20 protein-coding genes and 1 pseudogene are annotated in these 23,141 nt (G+C 62.0%); 13 read left to right on the top strand and 8 right to left on the bottom strand.

What is annotated here, in order from left to right:
• Nucleotides 1–202: 202 nt before the first annotated feature.
• From CH296_RS26325 to CH296_RS29690, 4 genes are all read right to left on the bottom strand, one after another.
• Nucleotides 203–919 carry a hypothetical protein gene (locus tag CH296_RS26325; RefSeq protein WP_015586212.1) on the bottom strand — a complete coding sequence of 239 codons (717 nt, stop codon included), beginning with the start codon at nt 917–919 and terminating at the stop codon, nt 203–205.
• Nucleotides 919–1,779: an RAMP superfamily CRISPR-associated protein gene (locus CH296_RS26320; protein ID WP_015586211.1), complete on the bottom strand. Its 861-nt coding sequence runs from the start codon at nt 1,777–1,779 to the stop codon at nt 919–921. The genes CH296_RS26325 and CH296_RS26320 overlap by 1 nt, the downstream gene beginning before the upstream one ends.
• Nucleotides 1,776–2,225 (bottom strand): hypothetical protein, encoded by a 450-nt coding sequence (locus CH296_RS26315; protein ID WP_015586210.1) that lies wholly within the window; start codon nt 2,223–2,225, stop codon nt 1,776–1,778. Before CH296_RS26315 ends, CH296_RS26320 begins: the two co-directional genes overlap by 4 nt.
• A 750-nt stretch (nt 2,226–2,975) precedes the next feature.
• Nucleotides 2,976–4,025 carry a MinD/ParA family protein gene (locus CH296_RS29690; protein WP_306436928.1) on the bottom strand — a complete coding sequence of 350 codons (1,050 nt, stop codon included), beginning with the start codon at nt 4,023–4,025 and terminating at the stop codon, nt 2,976–2,978.
• A 770-nt stretch (nt 4,026–4,795) separates the two neighbouring features.
• Here CH296_RS29690 and CH296_RS26300 point away from each other — a divergent pair.
• On the top strand, nt 4,796–5,662 hold the full coding sequence (locus CH296_RS26300; protein WP_015586207.1) for a phosphoadenosine phosphosulfate reductase family protein: 867 nt from the start codon (nt 4,796–4,798) through the stop codon (nt 5,660–5,662).
• Nucleotides 5,663–5,798: 136 nt separating this feature from the next.
• Here CH296_RS26300 and CH296_RS26295 read toward each other — a convergent pair whose 3' ends face one another.
• From CH296_RS26295 to CH296_RS26280, 4 genes are all read right to left on the bottom strand, one after another.
• Nucleotides 5,799–6,806 carry a DUF6615 family protein gene (locus tag CH296_RS26295; RefSeq protein ID WP_139278550.1) on the bottom strand — a complete coding sequence of 336 codons (1,008 nt, stop codon included), beginning with the start codon at nt 6,804–6,806 and terminating at the stop codon, nt 5,799–5,801.
• 52 nt (nt 6,807–6,858) lie between these two features.
• Complete coding sequence (locus CH296_RS26290; protein WP_015586205.1) at nt 6,859–7,428, bottom strand: MerR family transcriptional regulator; 570 nt, start codon at nt 7,426–7,428, stop codon at nt 6,859–6,861.
• Nucleotides 7,429–7,534: 106 nt separating this feature from the next.
• Entirely contained in the window at nt 7,535–7,732 is a 198-nt protein-coding gene (locus CH296_RS26285; RefSeq protein ID WP_032375875.1) for a hypothetical protein, read from the bottom strand.
• 374 nt (nt 7,733–8,106) lie between these two features.
• On the bottom strand, nt 8,107–8,964 hold the full coding sequence (locus CH296_RS26280; protein WP_158514280.1) for a LysR family transcriptional regulator: 858 nt from the start codon (nt 8,962–8,964) through the stop codon (nt 8,107–8,109).
• A 92-nt stretch (nt 8,965–9,056) separates the two neighbouring features.
• Between CH296_RS26280 and CH296_RS26275 the strand changes: the two genes are divergently transcribed.
• The 12 genes and pseudogenes from CH296_RS26275 (at nt 9,057) to CH296_RS26225 (ending at nt 23,013) form a co-directional block, all read left to right on the top strand.
• Nucleotides 9,057–10,049, top strand: a complete 993-nt coding sequence (locus tag CH296_RS26275; protein ID WP_230591638.1) for a DMT family transporter — start codon at nt 9,057–9,059, stop codon at nt 10,047–10,049.
• The gene (locus tag CH296_RS26270) at nt 10,000–10,836 is read left to right on the top strand and encodes a hypothetical protein (protein ID WP_015586201.1); all 837 of its coding nucleotides are present in this window, start codon (nt 10,000–10,002) and stop codon (nt 10,834–10,836) included. Before CH296_RS26275 ends, CH296_RS26270 begins: the two co-directional genes overlap by 50 nt.
• A gap of 22 nt (nt 10,837–10,858) precedes the next feature.
• Nucleotides 10,859–11,170 carry an antibiotic biosynthesis monooxygenase gene (locus tag CH296_RS26265; protein WP_015586200.1) on the top strand — a complete coding sequence of 104 codons (312 nt, stop codon included), beginning with the start codon at nt 10,859–10,861 and terminating at the stop codon, nt 11,168–11,170.
• Entirely contained in the window at nt 11,167–12,645 is a 1,479-nt protein-coding gene (locus CH296_RS26260) for a pyridoxal-dependent decarboxylase (RefSeq protein ID WP_015586199.1), read from the top strand. Before CH296_RS26265 ends, CH296_RS26260 begins: the two co-directional genes overlap by 4 nt.
• Nucleotides 12,642–13,649: a cupin domain-containing protein gene (locus CH296_RS26255; RefSeq protein ID WP_015586198.1), complete on the top strand. Its 1,008-nt coding sequence runs from the start codon at nt 12,642–12,644 to the stop codon at nt 13,647–13,649. Before CH296_RS26260 ends, CH296_RS26255 begins: the two co-directional genes overlap by 4 nt.
• A complete protein-coding gene (locus tag CH296_RS26250; protein ID WP_015586197.1) occupies nt 13,646–14,380 on the top strand; it encodes a type 1 glutamine amidotransferase domain-containing protein in 735 nt (244 codons plus the stop codon). The genes CH296_RS26255 and CH296_RS26250 overlap by 4 nt, the downstream gene beginning before the upstream one ends.
• Before the next feature lie 752 nt (nt 14,381–15,132).
• Nucleotides 15,133–17,037 carry a hypothetical protein gene (locus CH296_RS26245; protein WP_015586196.1) on the top strand — a complete coding sequence of 635 codons (1,905 nt, stop codon included), beginning with the start codon at nt 15,133–15,135 and terminating at the stop codon, nt 17,035–17,037.
• A gap of 130 nt (nt 17,038–17,167) precedes the next feature.
• A pseudogene (locus tag CH296_RS29930) lies at nt 17,168–17,599 on the top strand (site-specific integrase); the annotation flags it as partial.
• 294 nt (nt 17,600–17,893) lie between these two features.
• Nucleotides 17,894–18,649 (top strand): site-specific integrase, encoded by a 756-nt coding sequence (locus CH296_RS29685; RefSeq protein ID WP_230598334.1) that lies wholly within the window; start codon nt 17,894–17,896, stop codon nt 18,647–18,649.
• Nucleotides 18,642–20,561, top strand: coding sequence for a hypothetical protein (locus CH296_RS26235; protein WP_015586194.1), 1,920 nt, complete (start codon nt 18,642–18,644; stop codon nt 20,559–20,561). Before CH296_RS29685 ends, CH296_RS26235 begins: the two co-directional genes overlap by 8 nt.
• A gap of 302 nt (nt 20,562–20,863) precedes the next feature.
• The gene (locus CH296_RS26230; protein ID WP_094730801.1) at nt 20,864–22,639 is read left to right on the top strand and encodes a hypothetical protein; all 1,776 of its coding nucleotides are present in this window, start codon (nt 20,864–20,866) and stop codon (nt 22,637–22,639) included.
• Complete coding sequence (locus CH296_RS26225; RefSeq protein WP_015586192.1) at nt 22,636–23,013, top strand: hypothetical protein; 378 nt, start codon at nt 22,636–22,638, stop codon at nt 23,011–23,013. Before CH296_RS26230 ends, CH296_RS26225 begins: the two co-directional genes overlap by 4 nt.
• The last annotated feature ends 128 nt before the right edge of the window (nt 23,014–23,141 follow it).

Raw genomic sequence — 23,141 nt, 5'->3', positions numbered from 1 at the left:
TCGCTCCTCGCTGAAGGCTTCTCGCCGCAGGTGATGTCTTGGCCGGCGAGAAGGTCCGCAAGAACGACCGCGCGCGCCGCATGGGCCAAGATTTCGGCAGGTAGCGGTGGACCATCGAGGGTTCGGATTCGCATGGTTGTCAGTATGGCGTTCGGCTCCGACAAGTTGCTGTCCCGCAACGTTTCCGGTGCGTGTTCACGGGTCACTGGGGTGTCCATGGCATGCATAGCTCGCGCATTCTCGACCGGTGCATGTGCGGTGGCCGTATCGCGCCTCGGCCCAAACCGCCTGTTTCGACTGTTGGTTTGCCCTGCAGACAGATGCGTGGGCTCAGGCGGCCGAGGTGGCCGTTCGGATGGAGGTGGCCGGCCGACCAGTCATCGATGTCGACGGGCTGCACTTCCCATCTCAGCACCTGCCCCTCGCCCTGGCTGCGCTTCTTCCCGATCGCATCGATCGACGCCAGGGTTGCGCTCACCCGGTCGATGTCGCCGACACCTCTCCAGAGCACAGTCCGCGTGGAGGTCAGTAGGAGCGGCATTTGGCGTGCGCGATATCGGCCCTGCCGGTCGGAGATGACCGATGGTCGGTACCTCGCGAGTTGCTCGAGCGCACGGTGGTCGGGTCGTCCGCTCCAGTGATGGATTTCCGGGGCGTCGGCCAGGTCTTCGGGATAGGCGTATGTCGCGCACCAATGCCAGTCGTCGCCTCCCCCCAGAGTGCACCGAGCGAGTGGTAGATCCAGATCGGCGGGCACCTCGTCGGGGCCGGCGGCTTCGAGGTACTGTCCGCGGTCCCGAGCAGCGGCTTTTTCGTCTTCCCACATCTCGGATGCGAGCAAGCCATCGAGGCTCGTCGCCCACGGAGCTGCATGCGCAAGTCCGACCGCCAGGTGTGCTTTTACCTCGAACGGCCTCATCACGTCAACGCCTCCATGACTTCCAGCGCCTCGTCACGGCGCTCTCGAAGATGGGTTCGCCAGTCGAGCTCTTTCGGCTCGTCGCCGGCGAGAAGGGTCCGCTCGAATCTGGTGCGGACGAGGCCGTGTCCGATAGCTGTACGCCCGCCGATGGTTCCGGACTCGACGAACCTGCCAACGACGTCGGAGAAGAAGGCCACGTCCAGATCGGTTGCGCGATCGAGACGCAAAAAGGACTCGAATCGTGTACCGGCAGGCAGCGTTTCGATCTCATAACGCATCAGAGAGCTACCGTCGACGGTGGCTGCGTCGGTTCGGCCGACTGCGGGGAAGTCATGATCGGTGGAATCGTCGAACCGGCTGTACCGTTCGAGCGCCATGGTGTCGAATTGGCTCAAGACAGCACGGTCCGGTGCGGGACGGCTCATGAGGTGGTCGGTTTCGAGGACGTGCGGGATCACTTTGCCCACGCGGAGACAGCCGTCGATCATTCGACCGCCGCCGCTCCCGCCGAACACGCTGACCTGTGGGTTCAATGTACGGAGCCGGTGTAGCCGTTCGCCGGACAGCGGCTCTCCGGTGACCTTGGTCAGGCTGCCCCCGTTCCGAAGTGTGTGTGCTGCAGACAAGCTGAGAAGCCCTTCGTATGCGAGGACGTCCCGTAATAGCTCCTCCCCGATCCGCCGGAGCGCCCCTCGGAAGGAGTTCCCGGACACAATCGGAACCAAGGCTGCGGAACCGTTGGGCTGCTGTATTTTTTCGCGCCGGAACAAGGTCGTTGTGGTGGCGCTGTGTTCACCGCGGTGCGAGATTGCCGAGACCGCTGTGATGTCGAGCTGCCAGCGCATGGTCGAGGTCACTTCTGCCTCCTGGGCGATGTAGCAGTCGCTGCGGTGGACCGGCGCGCTTGAACAGCTTCGGCCACGATCCGTGTTCGGAGTACGAGGGCGGTGGTGTTTTCCCGTAAGAGGGTCAGGACCGGTATCGATTCCTCGCGTAGAAGGACCGATAGTTCGAGGCGTTGTTCTTTCGTCGACGGCGCTGACTCGAGATCGGTTGCCACGGTGCTCCACCATCGATCGAGGTCGGCTCCGCCGGTGTATGTCGCGACCCGGACTCGGTCTGGCAGGTGGTGGTCCCAGTACAGCTCTCTCCGGCGTCCCACCCACCCGGTGTCCCAGTTGATTCCGTAGTGCAGCAGCAACAACAGTCGTTCAGCTATTGCTGCCGCACCGGTGACGGGCGGCAGAAAGCTCGCTGCGTCCAGCCAGGTTCGGGTCGGTGTCGTAGCTCTGGTCGGGGTCATGCCGTGCCTCTGGTTGACGTTGAAGCCGTCGCTGCGAGGTCGAGGTACACAGGACGCTCTCGCCACGGATCGAGGCTGTCCCAATCCGCGAACACAGACGTCCACGTTCGATGAGGAATGTTCTTGAGCGTGCTGAATGCCGGCGCTGCGCGCGCAAGCGCTGCCAGGGAGAACCCTCGCCGTCGCAATCGCACGACTGCGCTCAGGCGTTCCGCGTCGTGCTCTGTCCATGGAAGCGCGACGTCGTCGACGGCGACCCGACCCCACCGGGCATGAGGAAGAATGTGCTTGCGCCCAGGGCGTAACGGAACCACGACGGCGGACGTCGGAGAGATCGCTTGTCCCAGAACGCGACGTAAGCGGGTCTTCGACAATTTTGTGGCGCACACTGGATCACTGGTGACCAGCAGGAGGTCCGAGCGAAGTGCCGTTGTCGTGTACACCCAGACGCAGACGTGACACATCGTAGGAGCCGCAACGTCTACCCACCCGTCGAACCCGGTGAACGTTCTCGACACAGTCTCACGCACTCGCCGTCCGGAACCTTCTGTCGCGCCACCGCACCGCGCGCACGCGGAGTCACCAGAAACGCCGGCTGGTGGCCACGAAACCGCGCATCCTGTTGCGGCCTTGTAGGCGGTCGTCACAACGTCGAGCGCCGCACTGCCCCTTGATAGTTCGACCATCTCTGCACTCTAACGGCGCGCCCGGACACCACGGACAGGCCAACTTTCACCGGCACGGTCCAACTCACCAAGGACTCGGGCCGGGCGCTGGTGCGTGCCGGCCGACGTTGGCAGGAAAGTCGTCGGCGAGGAGAGCAGCCAGCTCGACGAACGCGCGTTGTGCAGGCTTGCCCAGTAACTCGAGATCGATGGTGTCGCCTTCGGCAAGGTGGTCGTCGTACGGGACGACCTGGACGGCGCGAGTGCGTTCTGCGAAGTAGGACTTGAGTTGCTCGACATCGAGGGCCGTCGAGCCCTTCCGTGATTCGTTGATGACGACAACGGTGCGTTTGACCAGGTCGTCGAAGCCGTGTCGCGACAGCCATTCGAGGGTCGCCCCAGCGCTGCGCGCTCCGTCCTTGGCCGCGGAGGAGACCAGGACCAATGCGTCGGCTTCTTTGAGGACCCCTGCCATGGCCGAGTTCATGAGACCGGTGCCGCAATCGGTCAAGATGATGTTGTAGAACTGTTCGAGGATGCGCAGTGCGGCGGTGTAGTCGTGCTCGTTGAATGCCTCGGAAACGGACGGATCACGCTCGCTTGCAAGAACTTCGAGCCTGCTTCGCGCTTGCGAGGTGTAGCTCCGTACGTCGGAGTAGCTGTGTACTTCTTTGTCCGCGAGCAAGTCCCGCACTGTGCGGTCACTGTCTCGGTGAATGCGGTAGGCGAGCGTCCCGAAATCTGGGTTGGCGTCATAGGCAATGACGCGCTCGCCCCGCAGTGCTGCGAATGTCGATCCAAGCCCTGTTGTCGTGGTTGTTTTTCCGACCCCGCCCTTCATGGACAGGACTGCGATCTTGTAGTTCCCTCGAACCGGTTGCCGTACGCGGCGCAGGAGCTGCTCGTACTCGAGTTCAGCCGGCGACTGTCCGGGATTGGCTGAACCGAACGAGAGTCGGTAGAGCCACCGTCGCCAACCTTTGCTCGGAGGCAGTTGCGCACGGCGGATCAGCTCCAGTTCGTCGATCGACCGCGGAGGGGCAACAGCTGCTGTCGGCCTTGCTGTCGGAATTGCTGTCGGCACTGGTTCTACCAACTGAACGGGCTGCGAGGTGAAGGGGCGATGAGCTGTCACTGCCAGAGAGTCGGAGGCGCTTGTTGGCTCCGGGTGAGACGTCGGTGCTGAACTGTCGACCGACTTGTTGGTGTGCCATTGCTCAACAGCGGGTGCGGAGCCGCCCTGCCCTGGCCAGGCCGAGGGCCGGTCCGGCATTGGTGCCTGACCATCGTTGACGCGCGGCGGCCGTGAGGCCGGCTCCGAGGTGGGTCGATGTGCACCAGAATTGGGCTGGCTCGCCGAGGGGGAGCTGCTGGGTGCGGAGCTGGGCCGGTCTCTCTGCGCGAATTCTGATGCGACTTTGGACCGGGCTTGGGATACGTTTTTCGACACGTTTTCATCAGCGTTGTTGGCTGCGACTTTGGGTGCGTCGTTCGGCACGAATTCGCTGGCTACAGGCTGTTCACGGGCGGGTTCTGGATGGCCTACGCCCGAGTCCTGGACGAGGTCACCGTCCTGCCCATCGTGGCGATCTTCCGACCCCCCTTCCGGCTCGGAATGGTTCGACTGATCGGTCGCATTGTTCGCCGCCGACGGATCGACCACCCACCGGGGCAACGCGCTGCCTGGGTCGGACTCTGTGGGACTCATCGGTCGCCACCTCTTCCTCTTGCTCATTCAACGGACGATATCCGGGCGAACATAACACCGGCACCGGACACCTCGAACACCCCGAAAACTGCTGCCGAGCGGCCCCACGGACCGCCGTTGTGCAACCGGTAATTCCGCCTGTTCGGGTACAGCTTCTGCTTTGTCCAGTCTGAAGTGTCCGTGTCCCGACTATCGTTGTGGCGGTGCGTAGCAACGATTTCGACGGCCTCGATCTCACTCGACTACGGTCCCTTCGATCCTCGCGGCATGACATTTCGACGATCGTCGATCGCGTGGCCGAACACCTCGACGAATTCGATGGGTACGTCGCATTCAGCGGTGGAAAAGATTCCGTCGTTGCTGTCGATCTCGCCCGCCAGGCGGACCCAGATGTCCCGGTAGCCTTTTTCGATTCCGGTCTCGAATACCCCGAGACCTACGCCTACGTCGAGCAGATTGCGACGAAGCTGGGACTGGACCTGCACATCATTCGCGCTGAACCAACGCTGCTGACAGTGATGGCCCGGACCGGGGAATGGGACCACGGCGGTAGCCCGTCGGCTCATGTACCCGCACGAGGCTTCGAGACCTTGATTGCGCAGCCTGCCCGGGCTGCGCACACCAAGTTCGGTGACGGGGAGGTCTGGGGCGTGCGGGCAGACGAATCCAGGAAAGGAACCGGCAGGTGGTCGATGTACTACTCCGCTCTCGCACGTGAGATCAGCGAGCGCTGCCAAGGCGCGAGCTGCTGCAGCAACAAAGCGGAGCAGCGTCGACACCACGGGGGGACGGTTCGCCGCACCGATGGAACTGTGGCCTATGGGCCGGTATGGGACTGGTCCGCGGACGATGTGCTCGCCTATTCGCATCAGCACGACCTTCCGAGCAACCCTGTCTACGCCAAACTGGCCGCGCTGGGCGCACCTGCAGCGAATCTGCGGGTTTCACACATTCTCGACGGAAATTTCCTCGAATCGGGCAGGGTCACTCGTCTGCGTCGAGGTTGGCCGAGCCTGTTCGAGGAGATCGCCGCAGTGCTCCCGCGAATACGCGAGTTCGTGTAGATCGCCATATCGACTGTGCGCGTGTAGCATTCCTGGCACTGAGATTGCACAGGGTGAGTCGGAGGCACACCACACGGTGGCCTCCGACTACTTTTTTTGCATCAGAACCAAACGACCTCTTGTCGGCCGATCGGCGCTAGCTCAGGCGTAGGTTCATGAGGTCTGAACTTTCCGGGTTGAGCTCCAACAACAGGCGATACCCCGGCCCTGTCCGCTCGGTCTCGTCGGGCAGGTTCAGCATTCGACCCACCAGATCGTCTCTGCCGATCTCATGAGCGAATTGTTCGGCGCTCGCGAGGCGCTGAGCGTAACGCGCCTCATCGCGGGGGTCGAGAAATTTCCTCATCGTGTACATGCCGTAGGCGGCCTGCTCGGCTTCGCGAGACGGAATCGGGTAAGTCATTGCTTCGAAGGCATCGTCGGTGAGCGGCGATCTGTTTCCCTCCATGTGGTGCAGGTTCTCGGCCACCTGCCGCACAGTCGGAGCCGCGCCCGAAGGCCCGGAGTGAAGTAGATACGCCCAAGGGGTCGAATGCACGAGATACCGTGGGATATAGCGCTTGTTTCGGCGGGTAGCAGCTGGGATGAGAGCTGGCGGGAAGACTGATGTGGATGGGTTCTCATAAATTTCTTTGACCTTCTGCGCCGCGGAGACTGCGCACCCCCAATCCAACGAGCCCCACATCGGATACGGAACGTGCCCGCCGTGCACCGCCCTGAGGTTGCGTGCGATCGCATCGATGTACTGGCCCTTTACGAGAAATCTATCTTCGGGCCACCCGTTGAAGAAGACATACAACGGAGTTGCACCGTCGAGCCTGCTCTTCAAAATCAGGGTCTCGTACTGCTTGACTTCTTTAACTGAGTGTCCGAGCTGCTCATAGCGGTTGAATTTGTGGCTGGCGCGTTTTGCTTGAATACGAAGCTTGATCCACCGCTCGTCGGCCGAAGAACCGATCCACCACTCCCAATCCGCACCGTTGCCCGCCTCGACCGCCTTGGCGTATTTCGTCACTCTCAGCGCCGGAATACGCTGCTGAAGCTTGATCAAGTTGAGGTCGGTGAGCGTCTCTTCTCCAGGTCCGATGCCGCCTGCAATTCCCGTCTCCATCAGATCCCAGGTATCAGAGGCTGCTTCATTCATCGCGTGGACCATGTAATTGGCACTGAAGTGTGTACTCATCCCGGGGCCGACTTCAGGCGCTCTTGCGGTCGCGTCGCGATCCCAGTTCGTCGATTCGGGTGACCTTGTCGCTTCCCACAGAAACTGCAGGGAGCGCACGGATATCGGCAGCCACGTCCGCGACTGTATGTCCGATCGCGATGCCGAACACGCCCTGACCACCGTGTAGCAAGTCCACTATCTCGTCGTCAGATGTGCACTCGTACACCGAAATACCGTCGCAGAGCAGAGTTACAGACGCCAGCCCCTGGGCGTCACGCGCACGCAGGCACTCGATCGCAATGCGTACATTCTGCAAAGACACTCCGGCCTCGAGGAGACGACGAATCACTTTGACCACCACGATGTCGGAGAAGGCATACATCCTTTGCGATCCCGAACCGGATGCAGGGCGGATCGACGGTGACACAAGCCCTGTACGGGCCCAGTAGTCGAGCTGGCGGTACGTTACCCCAGTCACTTGCTGGACCTGGGGCGATTTGTACCCCAGACACCCGTTCACGGCGTCGGCGGCGGTGCCGTTCGAGGTCTTGAAAAGCCCCGGCACGATGTCCTCGAACGAACCCTGTTCGCTGCAGCTCACAACTCGCACCCACCCTTTAATCGATCGTTCGATGCACGATACCGCTCGACATCGCTCTGCTTTCTCTCCCGGCCAGCGGGCCACCTCTGCACGTCCGCCCCCACCGTTACTCGGCGGACAAACCGAGCAGCCATCCGATGAACGGCGTAAGACGAGGAACACCGAACCTGAAGAGCAGAAACACCGCGAGGAAGACGGCTATCGTGACCCGCTTGGATCGGAACTCCGTGAAGGAACGGATCGCTATAACGGCAGTGACTGCCACTACCAGGGAGCAGAAGTTCAGCACGTCGTCGCCGCTCATCCGAGCAAACCTGCCGATGCAATCGGGCTGAGTGGGGTCATTTCATGGGGCGTGATGCTGTTCATCGCCGCACCGTAACGATTATGGCACCGATGGCGGAGGTCTTGAACGGAACGTAGAATTCCCCGAATAGGGGAATTCTACGAAGCTTGATCCCACGGGCGTGTCGGACAGTGTTCGGCCACCACCGTCGCCCTGCTGACGTTCAGCATTCTCGATCTCCCCGCCTCCGGTGGCCGTGAACCCGGATCTAGCGCATACCTGCGCCCTGACAATCACTGCCATACAACCTGTTTCGCAGATGTCATGTGCCTGCCCGTTACCTTTTGAGCAGTCCTGATAACCGAGCGTTACGGGTGAGATCGGCCGCGGAATCAGCCTGCGAGAATCACGTTCATCGCATTCAGGAGCGCGCCGACTGCCGGGATTCGGGTCGAGCTCGCCGCACGTAGCGAACGTGTCACGGCCGGCTCGGTCGGCAGATACCGCACCCTGGCCGTTCGGACTCGCGCGGTGTCCGGAACCAGCGCGACGGCCAGACCTGCTTCGACGAGGGCCAGTTGGGTCGAGTAGTCGGACACCTCGTAGCGGATCGTCGGTTCGACTCCAGCTTCGCGCAATGCGTGCACGAGCGCGGAGTGCGCATCCGACCCTGATGGGCATACCGTCCAGATCGATTCCGTTTCGCCGGAGAGGGTTGCCATCTCACGGTTGTCCTCGATCGGTACCGCGAGGTGTACATCCTCGGTGTGGAGCGTGTGGACGTCGATACCTGCGGGGACCGTCGCCGGCCGATGGTCCCAGGACTCGAAGACGACGAGATCGAGGGTGCGGTGCTGGAGGCGGTCGAGCAAATCGATTCCTTCTCCGTCGACGACCTCGGGGCGCAGCAGTGGATACGTGCGAGCAAGGTCTGCCAGAGCTGGGACCACCAGCCGACGTAATGCACTTGCGACCGCGCCTACTCTCAGCGCTCCGGCAACGTCGGTGTCGATCGAGGCAAGGTCGTCTTCTGCGGCTTCGGCGAGAGCGGACATGGCGGCCGCACGTGTCGCCAGTGCGCGACCGGCGGGGGTCAGCCGTATCGACCTTCCCTCTCTCTCGACCAGGGTGGTGCCGGCTTCCTTCTCCAACTTGCGGATGTGTTGCGACACTCCGGGTCCGGTGAGGTGTAAAGATTCTGCAGCTCGAGTGACCGAACCTTGTTCGGCTACTGCGGCGAAAACTTTCATCCGATCCCACGACAACATATAAGTGATACTACTGTTTCAGCGGTAGAACTGGCTAGTAGACTTATCGGTTTGTAACTGGTTGCCTTGACCAGGTGACCAGAACCGCGATACCGAGAGCTGACGCCGCCGATCGGGGGGTGGGCGGGAATGCGGCGCTGGTCATCGCCGGTGCCGCGTCGCTGTCACTGTCCGCAACCTTCGTCAAACTCGCCGATGTCACCTCGGGGACGGCGGCATTTCTACGATGTCTGATCGCGCTGGCGGCTCTCGTTCCGATGGCGCTGTGGGAACTTCACCGACGCGGCGCAATGCCGACGAGGTTGTATCCCATGGCCATTGGTGCCGGAGTCTTCCTCGGAGCGGACTACGTGATGTGGACCGCGAGCATCCTCGACGTCGGTGCCTCGATCGCCACCGTCCTTATCAATGTCCAGGTCGTCGTGCTGCCGCTGATCGCGCTCGTCGTCGATCGAACCGCAATCCCCCGACGATTCCTCATGGCGGTGCCTTGCATGCTGCTCGGCGTTGCACTCGCCGGCGGACTCATCGGCGGAACAGGAGCCGACAACGCGCTCCGCGGGTCCATCCTGGGAATCTCCGCCGGTGCCGCGTACGCGGCCTACCTGTTCCTGAACCGCCGCTCCACCCAGCGAAGCCCCAGCCATCTGGTCACCCCGATCTGTGTGGCCACCGCATCGGCAACGGTCACTGCCGGCATTGTCTCGGCAGGCCTCGGAGACCTCGATCTCGACATCTCCGCGGCCGCGTGGGGATGGATGATCGCGCTCGCTTTGCTCGGACAGGTTGCCGCCTGGCTGTTCATCAGTTCGGGATCCCGATCGCTGGCGGCTAATACCGTCGCGGCCCTACTCCTGCTGCAGCCTGTGCTGGCTATCGCGTTCGGATTCGTTGTCCTCAGCGAGCGACCCACCTGGATTCAACTAGCCGGAGCCGCCGTCGTCGTCGGAGCCGTCTGGACCGCAACCCGACACCCCCACCACCCTGACTCCACTTCAAGCCACGGAAGAGGCCTTCATGACCCCATCTCCGACGAGCATCGATCGAGTCGTCCTACCCACCGATAGCACCATCCCTGTCGCCCGCAGCGCCGAATACGACACCTACTTCAGGATCTCCCGCAGCAACGACCCGCACGCGTGGGCGGTCAGCGCACTGACCGTCGTCACCGCCATCACCACAGATCTGCCGCAGTCCACTCTGGACAACGACTCACGACTCCGCCTACTCGACGCCCTGGCCGTAGTCGTCGGCGATGCCTCCGCCGCAGCAGCCGTGTCCGCACGGGAACGAGATCCTTCCCAATTGGCAGCGCCGACGGACCACAGTGCGGACAATCGCACCCCGCAGGCTCCGAACGACTCTGCACGACAAGCGATCACACGCTGGAAGAAGGGCCACCACCTGTTCCACCTGTTCGTCATATCCATGAACAGCCGGCTCGCGGCAGTGCTGGAGTGCCTTGCAAACAAGCAGTGGCCCACTCTCGCCCACCAACTCACCGAACTAGGGACTCTCTACGCCGGGGCGACCGAGAGCATGCGGTACGCGTCCGATTTCTCACCGGAGATCTACCGTGACTTCGTCCGGCCTTCCATGGAACCGCCCTGGCTCGAACCCGGGTTCTCCGCCGTGTTCAACCGGGATCACGACGTGATGCTCACCCGCGCCAAGATCGTCCGTACAACGCTCAAGACGGCTGAACTTCCCGGCGTCGCAGCAGATTCCGCACGACGGCTCTGGAAGAGCCAGGCCGAGAACCGGCGCGCCCACCAACTCATCTGCCAACGATTCGTCCCCGGCGGCGATTCACTGCTGCAAGAGCACTTCGACAGCACCGGTCAGAGCAACTGAAACAGAAAGGCTTCGCCCTCTCATGATCACCGTCATCGAAACCTGGCACCTGACCGCCGAAGCGGCCGAGAACGCCCTCTCGGTCCTGCAAGAAATGGACGAACTCCTCGACGACAACGCACACCACCACCCGGGGTGGGCGGGCCACGCGCGCTTCTTCCAGCACGCATCGGACCCCCAACGCGTAACGATGACCTACCCCTGGGAAAGCGCCGAGCACGCCACGCACCTCCTCGAATCGGAGACGCCACTACTCGAAGATTTCTACCGCCGGTACTGCGAACGCCCCCGCGAGGTCGTCTTCGCCCACGAGCTGCCGGTCGACGTCGAATGACCCCCGACCCAACAAAGCCGACTGGCGACTGGACTCCCGAGCAGCTCAAAGCCTTCGGCACCGACACCCTCGATCGAATATGTCGACACTTCGCCGCGCTCGACGACGTGCCCGTCACGACGCCGGCCGATGCGGCCGATGTCGCCGACGCGATCGACAGCGAGCTGCCGTCCGAGGCAACAGATTTCGCCGACATACTCGACGACACCTGGAACAACGTCGTTCCGCATTTGACGCACTGGAACCATCCACGATTCCACGCCTACTTCAGCAACAGTTCCTCCGGACCGGCCATCCTCGCCGAGATGACCGCTGCGGCATTGAACGTCAACGTCATGTTGTGGAAGAGCGCGCCCTCGGCTGCCGCCGTCGAAGACACCGTCACCAGATGGCTCGCCGAACTGCTCGACTACCCCGCCGCAGACGCACTGCTCGTCGACGGTGCATCACTGGGCACGTTCTACGCGTTGGCCACCGCCCGCCACCGGGCACAGCCCGAGGTTCGACATCACGGAACATCCGGCCAGAAACCCGGCCGGATCTACGCCTCCGACCAGGCCCACTCGTCGGTCGACAAAGCTGCGATCGCTCTCGGCATCGGGCTCGACAATGTCGTACGCCTACCCACCGACGCTAGCGGCCAACTCGATCCTGCTGCTCTGTCGACTCGCATTGGATCGGACGTCGCGGACGGTTACACACCGATCGCTGTTGTCGCCACCGTCGGTACGACCACTTCAGGTGCTCTCGACCCGGTCGAGGCGATTGCGGCCGTGTGCCGCGACCACCGAGTGTGGCTGCACGTCGACGCCGCGTACGGAGGCTTCTGGCGCATAGCCCCGGCCATCGCGCAGGTCCTTCCGTCACTCGCGGCCGCCGATTCTCTCGTCGCCAACCCACACAAAGTGCTCTTCACCCCTATGGAGTGCGGGGCACTGTTCTGCCGTCACCCCGGAGCACTCGAAGCCGCCTTCACACTGGTTCCCGAATACCTGCGTACCGACACCACCGGCGGTATCGACTACATGAATTACACCCTCAACCTTGGGCGACAATTCCGAGCTCTGAAACTGTGGTGGACCCTGCGCGCCTTCGGAATACGAGGCATCCGAACTCGACTCGAACACAGTCTCACCCTGGCGACGAGGCTGCGAGACGCCCTTGCCGCAGACCCGCGGTGGCATCTCGCGAACGATTCGCCGCTCCCCTTGCTCTGCCTCCGGATCTCCTCTGCCGACGGACAGGCGACGCGGAAGATCCTCGAGACCGTCAACAGCACCCACCGGACGCTGCTCTCCCACTCCGAGCTCGACGGCCACTACGTCATCCGAGTGTCCATCGGCAACATCCACACCACTGCCGACCACATCGACCAACTGGTTGCCGAACTTACCGAGGCAGCCGACGCCGTCGTCGGCACACCCCGACCACTCGCTTCAGTGACCGTCACCCAACAGGAGGTACCTGCATCGTGACCACCACCATTTCCACCGAGGCCATGCTGCACGAGAAGGCGGCAGCAATCTCCGCCATCGGGCGGTGGTCCGCGGCCAACGAGAACTTGCCGTGGGCCCCGGCCCCCGACTCCCATGCCGTGCACTGGAGTTATGCCGAGCTTCGACCGCTCGCGATCGCGGCCGCCGACATGGTCAAGGGCGACCGAGCAGCTCTACGGGTACTGACCCTCGCCAATCCGGGCCATGCCCGCGAGGCCGCCGTCGGATATCTCTATTCGGGGCTGCAGATCATCAACCGCGGTGAAGGTATGACCCCGCATCGGCACGCGCCGACGGCCCTGCGCTACATGCACGAGGGTGACGGGGCATGGACGGCCGTCGGTGGAACCAAGATGTATCTCGAGCCTCGCGACGTGGTGATCACCCCCGCCGGCGAATGGCATGAGCACGGCAACGACAGCCCCACCGACTCCCCCGCCATCTGGCAGGATTGCACCAACGACCCCCTCGTCGCCGCCCTCGCCGCGACACAGTTCGAGCTCCACACCGACAACACCCACCTCGAGCCCCACATTTTCGCGCAAGACAGACACCACCGAAACCTGAGCGAGCCGCTGCTCTACAAGTGGGACAACGTACTTCGCGCTCTCGGTGAGCAACAGCGGACCCACGAGGCCGACCCGCACCACGCATACCGACACACCCTGCACGCAGAAGGAACCCACGACCCTGTCACACCGGTCATCGATGCTGCATTCACACTCCTACCTGCAGGGATCCAAACACAACCGATGCGGCGCACCGCTTCCGCCGTCTTGATCGGGGCACAAGGGTTGTCCACCATCCACGTCGACGGAAAGCCGTTCCGGTGCAGCGAAGGAGACAGCCTCGCCGTTCCATCGTGGTCGACTGTCAGCTACGTCAACGACACCGACATTCCAGCCGTGCTGTTCGAGTTCAACGACGCGCCCGCGATGACCGCCCTCGGTCTCTACCGCGAAGAGAAAGACGCACAACGGTGACACCAACGTCGACCATCACGATCCTGCTGTCCGAAGCCCACATTCTGACGCTCAATGACGGCTCCACTCAACCATGCGGCTTCTGGGCCGAAGAGTTCATCACAGCCCATCGAATCTTCACGGCCGCAAACATACGGACGATCATCGCGACACCCGGCGGCGGCGCTGCGCACGTCGAGCCCGACAGCATGCACGCCCCTCACAGCCCAGACCCTGACGGGTACAGAACGTACCTATCCGGTCTGAGCGAAAATTTGCGCGCGCCGGCCGCGCTCGAAACGGTTGACCCCTCTACCGTCGACGGGATCTTTGTGCCCGGCGGCTACGGGCCAGTGGTGGACCTGCACAAGAACTCTCACGTTGGAGAGTTTCTCCGCGCGCTCCGACGGGAGGGGACCCCGATCGCGACGGTCTGCCATGGAACTGCGGCGTTGCTTGCCGACACAGCATCCGGAGCAACGTGGCCGTATGCAGCCCTGACGATGACGAGTTTCTCGGACCAAGAGGAAGCCGATGTAGGACTGCTCGGCACGCTCCCCTTCACCGTCGAGCAGGAAATCCAGCGCCGGGGCGGCACGTACACCGCAGGACACCCGTGGCAGCAGCACATCGAAATCACCGACACGCTCATCACCGGACAGAACCCCGCCTCCACCGAGGCGGTCGCAGAACAGCTGACCCAACGTATCGCAAACTACTCCAGTTCGACTACCCGTTCAGGAACTCGCTAGTTCACCGGCCGGTTGACCTCTCGGCTTTATCCCTGGATGGAACTGCTCGGAACGCTGTAACGTGCGTGGGATTTGGAATTTTAGAGGCCTATTCTGTCTGTCAGGATTGACGTCTTGGCCGAAGTCGCCACGACCAGCATTCTTAACCACTGACCGACCGAAACGAAAACACGACCATGAAAACCGACATTACAGATACAGAAAACCCGCCACCCTAGGTCGAGTGACGGGTCTTTCCATCGATTAAAGCGCCGCAATAATGCAAATCAACATTAATATCGAAGGGATCAATGTAGACGCTGCTACAACCAATCCCGTTGTTGCCTTAATTACTTCTGTCACGGCAACAATGATCGCCGCTAAGGTGTATAATTTATCTATCATGATTCAAATAGATCCTCCATTCAATAGATTTACCGATGCTTTTCCGGCATCCACCAATTATAGCAGGTAATTCACCTTTTCGCTTGAGCAACCCATTCCTCCAAACGATGAGAACGAACTCTGCGAAGAGTAGAAGGCAGATACTTTAAGTAGTCCTATTGTCGCATCAATTCTGCCGCGCCGCTGCCCGGCAGACCTTACGGAATTGACCGCTTCGATACCTGCGATAGCACTTCCCGGATCACCGGCCAAAACGATTCAAGACCTCGCCTCAATCACCCCGGAGGCGTCGTGCATGCTGGGACCACTCTACAGCTGGCTGACTGCATTCGGCGACCTAGCATTGCTCGACCTCGTAGGCTGCACGAATGGACAGAGCAAGCATTCCGTCGCCTGGCGATATGGACCATCTGAGCAGCGCAGAACGCAAAGCGAAGCGCAAAGATGACCGTGGACGGCGAGTCGGCACCAAAGTGCGCGATTACGAGCGCATGTGCGGATCTGGACCCGATCGATTGGCCGAGACTCTGATTGCGCGCCACAACGTCAGGATGAAGAACACGGAGAAGCTGCCGGATGGATTCCGATTCGAAGCAATCCTTTTTCTGGCACCGATAGCAATACTGGATATCGCGCATCGCAAGCTGAACCTCACTTTGGATCGCGCACCGTCAGCCTATTATGGCAAATGGCCTCACGACCTCGGTTGGGGAGTGGACAGCTGCGTCGCGGCCACCCGACTGCTTCTCGCAGGACAAGTGGTGGCCGCTGCCACGATCGCCCGACAACAACTCGAACGATGGACTGCGGTCATGGCACCTGTCGTCGGAGTCGAGCAACATCCGTCTGAAAAAGTGGAGGACTTCATCGCGCGTGCGTGGACCGCATACGCCGAGCGCATGCCAAATCCTGGCGCACCGCCGGAATCATCCAACATCGAGGGCGACGCAGACCCGACTACTGCGCAAGATATCGAGGGCGACGACAGCTCCGCAAGCACAGAGGAGCCAACCGCACCTCATAAGCACGTCGTCCTGGCGAACGGACGTGAAGTATGCCCAGCCGTCGTCTACGGCGTTCTCAGCGAAATAATGCATGCGCGACTCTTCGAGGAAGCCATGTGGTGGGAGTCGGCCGCGCTCCTGAGCAGATTCGATGTACCAAGTGTCGTATACGGCGCGGTGGACTGCATAGCGGACGCGTTGAGCTTGAGCCTTACCCAGATCCAGTACATGACGGCTGCTGGCCTGTATCGGCAGGGCGATCCCGAGGACGCCGTGACGTTGATAGCAAGTATCAACCTTGCCGTACGGCCGTCGGCTGACGTCGCGTGTGAAGAACCACCAGATGATGCCCTCCCTTATTCGGCATCGTTCGTACTGCCGAGATTGCCTACAGTCATGCCATTGTCGCCCGATGAAGGCCTCTTGCCGGTGTTTGTTCGCTACCTAGACGATCAACGATCCACGTACGAGTCGCTGGCCTGGAATCATCGGCCCGCAGGTCGCTTGTATCGGGACGACGAGCTTGCGACTTTAGCCTTCGGCGCTCATCGCCAGGCGAGTGCATCGTTTGCGCTACGAGCCCTCGCCGCCGAGCGAGACGAACTAGGCGACGATTTCAACATTGACTCGGTGGCCTCGCGCGGGACGAACTACATCGTGGTTGCCGAGTTGGCAGCTCTTGCTGCTCTGTGGACACGCAACGGTCCTCTGCTACCAGCAGCATCGACTCCACTGGCTCTGGTGTCGTCGACGTTGCGGTCCGCATACTGGCTGTGGTTGGAAGACGACGACCGGGCGATGGCCTCGCTTCGATGCACGCTCGAACAAATCGCTCGATCAAGAGTCCACCGGACGAAACCGGAGAAAGCGCAGCGCCTTGAAAAATCCGTACACAACAAGCCCCAGCGGTGGATAGAGACCGCCGGGTGGAGTCGACTGTCGGCTTGGAATCGAGTATTGGGCGCATACGCGCACGCCCACAAAAAGCCTAACTGGGAAGGCGCAAGAGAGCTCCTGAAGGACTTGCAGCTCGACGCTCACGAGCCGTACGCCTTGCAACGCGCGCGTGGTGACGCACTGAATGTGGTGACGACTCTGGTGGCGCACGAGTCAATCAGCATTCTGGCTCTATTCTCACAGAAGGTGGCGGCTACCGCCGCTGAACTGCTGGAAAACCACTCAGGCTTGGACATGACACGGGAATGGATGGATGCGTTGATGAGTAACGCACTTGCCCATCGGAAAACACCGATTACAGAACAAGACTGATCGGCCAGCCCGAACACCCCGCTCCGGTAGCTACTCGACGGGCTGGGCGGCGTCGGCGGGGCACCATTGGTGATCGAGGCGTTATGCGGTTCTGAACTTTGTCCGCAGGTATCGGTGATAGCTTGCGGCTGTGCATTCGGGGGGTTCCGGCGTATTGGGCTGGCGACTGTTTTTCACTCGTCAGCAGTTGCCTATACCTCGGTCAGTGAACGACCCGGGGGCTGAATCGGAGGATCTCGACAGATTGCCTCACACCGGCAAAACGCCGGATGGCACTCCGTACCTGATCGATCCGTCCGGACGATACGACGTACGCCTGAACGACTTTTTCACCACGGAGTTGATCAACGCACCGCCGACCACCCAGGCAGCGTATGCGTACGACCTGAAACGGTTCCTGAAATTCCTATGGGACAACCGATCCCAGAGATCATGGACTGATGCAACGCCAGGCGATCGTGATGCGTACAAGCATTGGCGATTGCTCGACCCGGCGGGCGCACGAGTAGAAGCTACGACGTGGGACCGTGAGGTAGCGACGGTGAACCAGTTCTATCGCTGGGCAGTCGTACGCGGGCACGCCGCATGTAACCCGTTCGTGCAGCGCCTATCTCGCAGCCGAGATCCACGGAGACCCCGCGGTCAAACACCGGCAGAGTCATCGCACAGGGGCCGAGTCAATGACGTCGCGTGGCTCCCACCGGCCACGTATCGGCGGTGGCGCGATATAGGTGTCCGAGGTTTCGACATGGCAGGGTTGCCGGATCCGGCGTTCCGCGGACGGTTTGCCTCACGGAACGGGGCTTATTGCGACCTGATGATTCGCACCGGTTTACGGTTGTCCGAGCAGACAAGCTTGAGTGTGTTCGAATTCCCTCACCCAGTAGCGGGCACGTTGAACGTTCGATCGTGGCTTCCGCGGAGTATCGCCAAGGGTGGATCGGCCCGCCACATCTACTTCCCGATGTCGACGTTGACCGAGGTATGGAACTACATCGCGATAGAGCGGGCGGAAGCCATCGAGATGGCCCAGGCGAACGGCGCGTACGAGCAGATTCGGAGTCCGCTGATCGTTGCCAATCGGCTTCGGCCGTTCGTTCGAATCGGCGGCGAACGGGTCGACGCTGCCAAGCTCACCCACGACGAGCGGCGCCGTACTTTCATCGAGTGCCGCGAGGGCTTGGAGCCAATTGCCCTGTGGATCAACGAGGACGGTCTTCCGAGCAAGCCGTCCGCGTGGCAGGAAGTGTTCAAGACAGCAAACCGCCGCTGTGTGCGCCGCGAGGTCCCGATCCGGTGTCATCCGCACATGCTTCGGCATTCGTTTGCCGTGATCACTCTCGAACAACTGTGGCGCGGGCATATCAAGGAGCTGACACCGATGTCGGGACCTCAGCGCGAGACGTACCAACGTGTGTTCGGCGACCCGCTGAACTGGATCCGCATTCGATTGGGGCATCGCTCGATCGAGACGACACAGATCTACCTGCACACCCTCTCGGAATTGGAGATGGAGACGCGCGTGGCGTTGGTCCCCGACGGGTGGGAGCCCACCGTTGTCGAGAAGCGAGTCGACCCCGACTTATCCTGCGCGGACAATTGCGTTGTCTGAGCCGATCAACGGCCAAGTGCGCCGTGCGGGACTGCATCACGTGGCACCGCATCCAGATGGCTACTACCAGCCCGATGTCACCGAGCAATCAGCAGGCGACCCGCCGGTTGTGCGGTTCTACGGCGAGGACAACAGGACAGCGCACTATTCGTTCGCGCGGTTGCCCTGCCCTGAGCTTCACGCCGATCTGGCTGTCGCATGGGCGGCTCGAATCGGGCCGGTGGGTCAGGTGCGCACCCGTTCGGGTGCCGACAACGGGTGGATCACTCTGCAGCGTTTCCTGAGGTTCCTCGGCGATCTCCCACAGCCGCCTGTCTGTTTGGACCGAGTGACGGTGGCGAATCTCGAGCACTATCGCGCACTGCAGCTCAAAAGAACCACTGCGACGCGCGTGACCCAACAGATGGCTGCAGTGAAACTGATACTTCGCCACCTGCCGGTCACCCGATTGCACTGGGAGGTCGCAGAATACGTAGCGCGACCGGGTGACTTCCATGAACCTCACCGACCCGGGGCCGGCGCGGCTCCCGGATACTCGGACCGCGAGTTCATGGCGATCATGGCAGCGGCACGTTCGGACGTCGCTGCCCTTCGCGGGCGGCTGCGGTCGTCGCGGCGATTGCTGTCCGTGTTCGAGCTGCAGCCGCACACGCTTTCAGCGGCAGAACGCGAGCGAGCCGCGCATCTGGCGGAGATGGCGAGCACCGGTGCCGTCACACCACCGCAACGCCCGAGCACTGTCTCCGGATCTGTCACCGACCTGGCCGGATGGCTGACGAAGGCCGGTCAACTATTTCTCACGACCCGCGACGTGCTGCCCCTGCTCGTGCTGGGCGTCGGACTCAGTGGCCGTAACAGCGAAACAATCAAGGAGCTTTCGCCCGAGCACCGCGTTCTGGAGGATCGCGCGGTAGCGGTCAACGTGATCAAGCGCCGGCGAGGAAAGGCTCGTACCTGCGAAACAGTGCACTGGGAGGGCGGCCCGAACGACTCCGGACTGCACACCCCCGGCGGCTTCTTCCTACTGCTCCACGAGTTGACCAGCAGTAGCAGAGCATTCAGCGGTAGCCGACGGGTGTGGTCCATTTGGACACGTGACAACATGCGAGGAACAGCGGACTTCATCCGGACGCGCTCGGCAGCCAACGGTCACATCGACCCTTTCGATCTGCAGGTTGGCCGATGGCTCGAGCATCGCAAGTGGGTTGCGCAGCATGGTCTGACAGCCGACGGCAATGGTCCGGGGGCGGAACCGTTGGTGTTGTCGATGAACCGTCTGAAAACCACGGTGGAAGTGCGTCGAACACGCGCTGTCGGAGGGCATCTCAGGTCTGCGTCGAGAACGAACACGCCGGATGTGTCATTTCTGCACTACCTGCGTAGCGATCCTAGGGTGCGTGACTGGGCCGATGAGGTACTCACCGAAGCACTCCACGAGGCAGAACACAATGCTCATGCCTTCCGTGGGAGAATTCTCGGACCCACTGGGGCGGCTGCATTCGTGTCGGATCCAACTGGCACCGCCGCCGGACTGGGTGTTTCGGTCGATCAGATCCGGCGCGCAGTCGACGGCGAACTGGACACCTTGGTGAGTTCGTGTCTGGACTTCGAGCACAGCCCATTCAGCGGCGGCGGAGTGTGTGGGGTGTCCTTCCTGACCTGCCTGCGCTGCCCGAACGCGTTGGTCACCGAACGCCACCTCCCCCACCTTTTCTCGTTGCTCGACTGGCTTCAACGTGATCTCGACCAACGCGACATCGACGATTGGTGTGGTCGGCACGGCGTCACTTGGCTGATCATCACCCGCCTGATACTTCCCAAATTTACTGATGCGCAACAGGAACAGGCCCGCGCCGCGAAACCTGACGACCTACCCGCCGACCTGCTCGACGGATTGAAGGAACTCGCATGAGCTTGCCAGCACCCCACCCCGGGCCAGCACGGATATCTGCCGAAACGCTGGTGCTCGGGGACCGAACTTTGCGACCGGGCGCGGTACTCGAAGACACGGCACGCTTTTCGGACACGGTGTGGAGGCTGGGACCCGCACAGCGACAACAACACCAGAAGCAGATATCCATCGACTTCACCAATGTTCCTAAGAGTTTTCGCGAGGTCGCGAAACAGGTTACTTACGCATTGCTCCGGGCGGATCGTCCTCGCGGGTGCGAACGCATCAAGGCGATCGACACGGTCGCAAACCTGTCCGGGCAAGTGGGTGCGGTCCTGCGCTGGGTCGACAACCGTGGCCTACGCTCGATCTCCGCGATCACGCGCGACGACCTACGGGCCTTCAAGCAGCATGTGCACGAGCTCCGCCTCACCGACGGAAGCAGAGCGCACCTTCCGCGGGCCTTTCAGCTGCTGTGGCTCTGCCGTGCACACCTCGATGATCCTTTGACCTTCGATCCGGCCGCCGCCCTCGATACACCCCGGTCCGGACACTCCCAGCACGGACACGAGAACGAGACCGCCCGCATACCCGAGCAGGTGCACGCACCGCTACTGGTCTGGGCCATGCGATGGGTCGACGATTTCGCACCCGATGTGCTCCGCGCCGGGGCAGAGTGGCACACGCTGCAAAGACCCCCGGCCGCGCCGGGACAAGATCGCCGAGGGCCGCAGACAGACACACGGGCCAACGTCGCGGCGATCTCCCGGGTAATAGCTCGCTATCGCGGTGAACGACGCGCGCTTCCGGCCTACCAAGGAACGGTGAATTTGAGTCACCTGCGCCGCGAAGCCAATCTCGGCCGCTCGGTCGTCGGCCCGACCCGGCCCGCCGGCGCGGTCATCATCGCTGCCGTCGCCGAGCTCGGGATCGACGACGACACCTACCTGCGGGCACCGATCGACGGACTGTTGGACGGACAACTCTGGCGGGGACGGATCCGATATGCGGAACTCGAAGAACTCACCAGGATGCTGTACATCGCCTGCTACATCGTGATCATCTACCTCTCCGGCATGCGGGACAGCGAGGTCAAACACCTACAGCGAGGATGCGTATCGGTATGGCGGGACGACACCGGAAAGGTCGCAAGGCACCGGATAACCGGAGTGGCGTTCAAAGGTGAACGACAGGCCACCGGGGTCGCCGCCACCTGGGTCGTTACCGCGCCTGCACAACGGGCAGTTGCAGTCCTGGAACGGTTGCAACCCACGACGGAGAAATACCTGTTTGCGCTGCCCCCGACCTCGAGAAGAAGCGGCAGCCCGCGGCCCAACCATGTGAAATCTACCGCTGCCACGAACCGCGACCTGGCCGACTTCGTAAGTTGGATCGACAAATTCAGCAGCAAACTCGGTCACCGCGATCGGATTCCCGAGGTCAATGGCGCGGCATGGAAGCTGAGCAGCCGACAGTTCCGGCGAACCCTGGCCTGGTACATCGCGAGACGCCCCGGCGGGAGCATCGCCGGGGCACTGCAATATCGCCACGTGCGCGTCCAGATGTTCGAGGGCTACGCCGGCACCTCCCAGTCGGGGTTCCGCGACGAAGCCGAAGACGACATCGCCCGCGGCGACAAGCTCGCCGACCTGATCACCAACCCGGATCTGCACCGTCTGACCGGACCCGCCGCCGCCGAGGCAGAACGACGGCTCGCTGAATTCGAGCGTCACGTTCGATTCGACGGCACGGTCATCAACGACCCCAAACGAATGCAACGCCACATGGCACGTCACGACCCCCACATCTACCCAGGCGAATTCGTGACCTGCGTCCACAACCCCGACCGCGCGCTCTGCCGACGAAGCGACGGACGAGACGGACCGTCACTGCCGGACTGCCAACCACTGCGCTGCCGCAACGCAGCACTGACCACCGGCAACCGCGAGCAGATGAAGGAAGCGCTGCAGTCCTACGACCGCGAACTCTCCGACACCGTCCGTCTGGGCCCCTATGTTCGTCACCGCCTCCAACTCAAACGATCCGAAATCGCAGAATTCCTCACCGACGAGCACAACGTTTCACTCACAGCACCGTGAAGAAACCACTCCCCGATGACGCCGCAGTCCAGGCCGCGATGGATGGCGTGCTTACCGAATGCGAAACATCGGGGCGTCGAGCAACCGTCACCTCGGTAGAGGACCGTCTCGGCATTACCCACGCGACGTTCTACCGGAACTATCCCGCCCTCATCACCTGGTTCCAGCAACAAAACAAGAGTCGGGCAGCGACACAGGTCAGCCGAAAAGACAGTGCAGCAGACGATCTCGCTCGACTGCGGCGCGATAACTCCGACCTGAAAAAGCTAGTGGCGATCTACGCGAACGCAATCCGTCAACTCACCCTCGACAACGCAGCGATGACAGCGGAGCTCGATAAGACGTCCGGCGTCACCACACTCAGACCTCGATGAAGCTGGCACCTTCTCCAGCCCAACTCCGATCCGCGTCGGCCGTAGCCGTGACCTCGCTGGTCAGGTTGACATATCGCGTGCCCAAACGCTTCCCGGGCGGATACGCAAGCCAGTGGCCAACGCGAATG

Origin of the sequence: Rhodococcus sp. 14-2496-1d (assembly GCF_002259365.1) — a bacterium.
Classification (GTDB): Bacteria; Actinomycetota; Actinomycetes; order Mycobacteriales; family Mycobacteriaceae; genus Rhodococcoides.
This window is presented reverse-complemented; position numbering and strand designations above follow the sequence as displayed.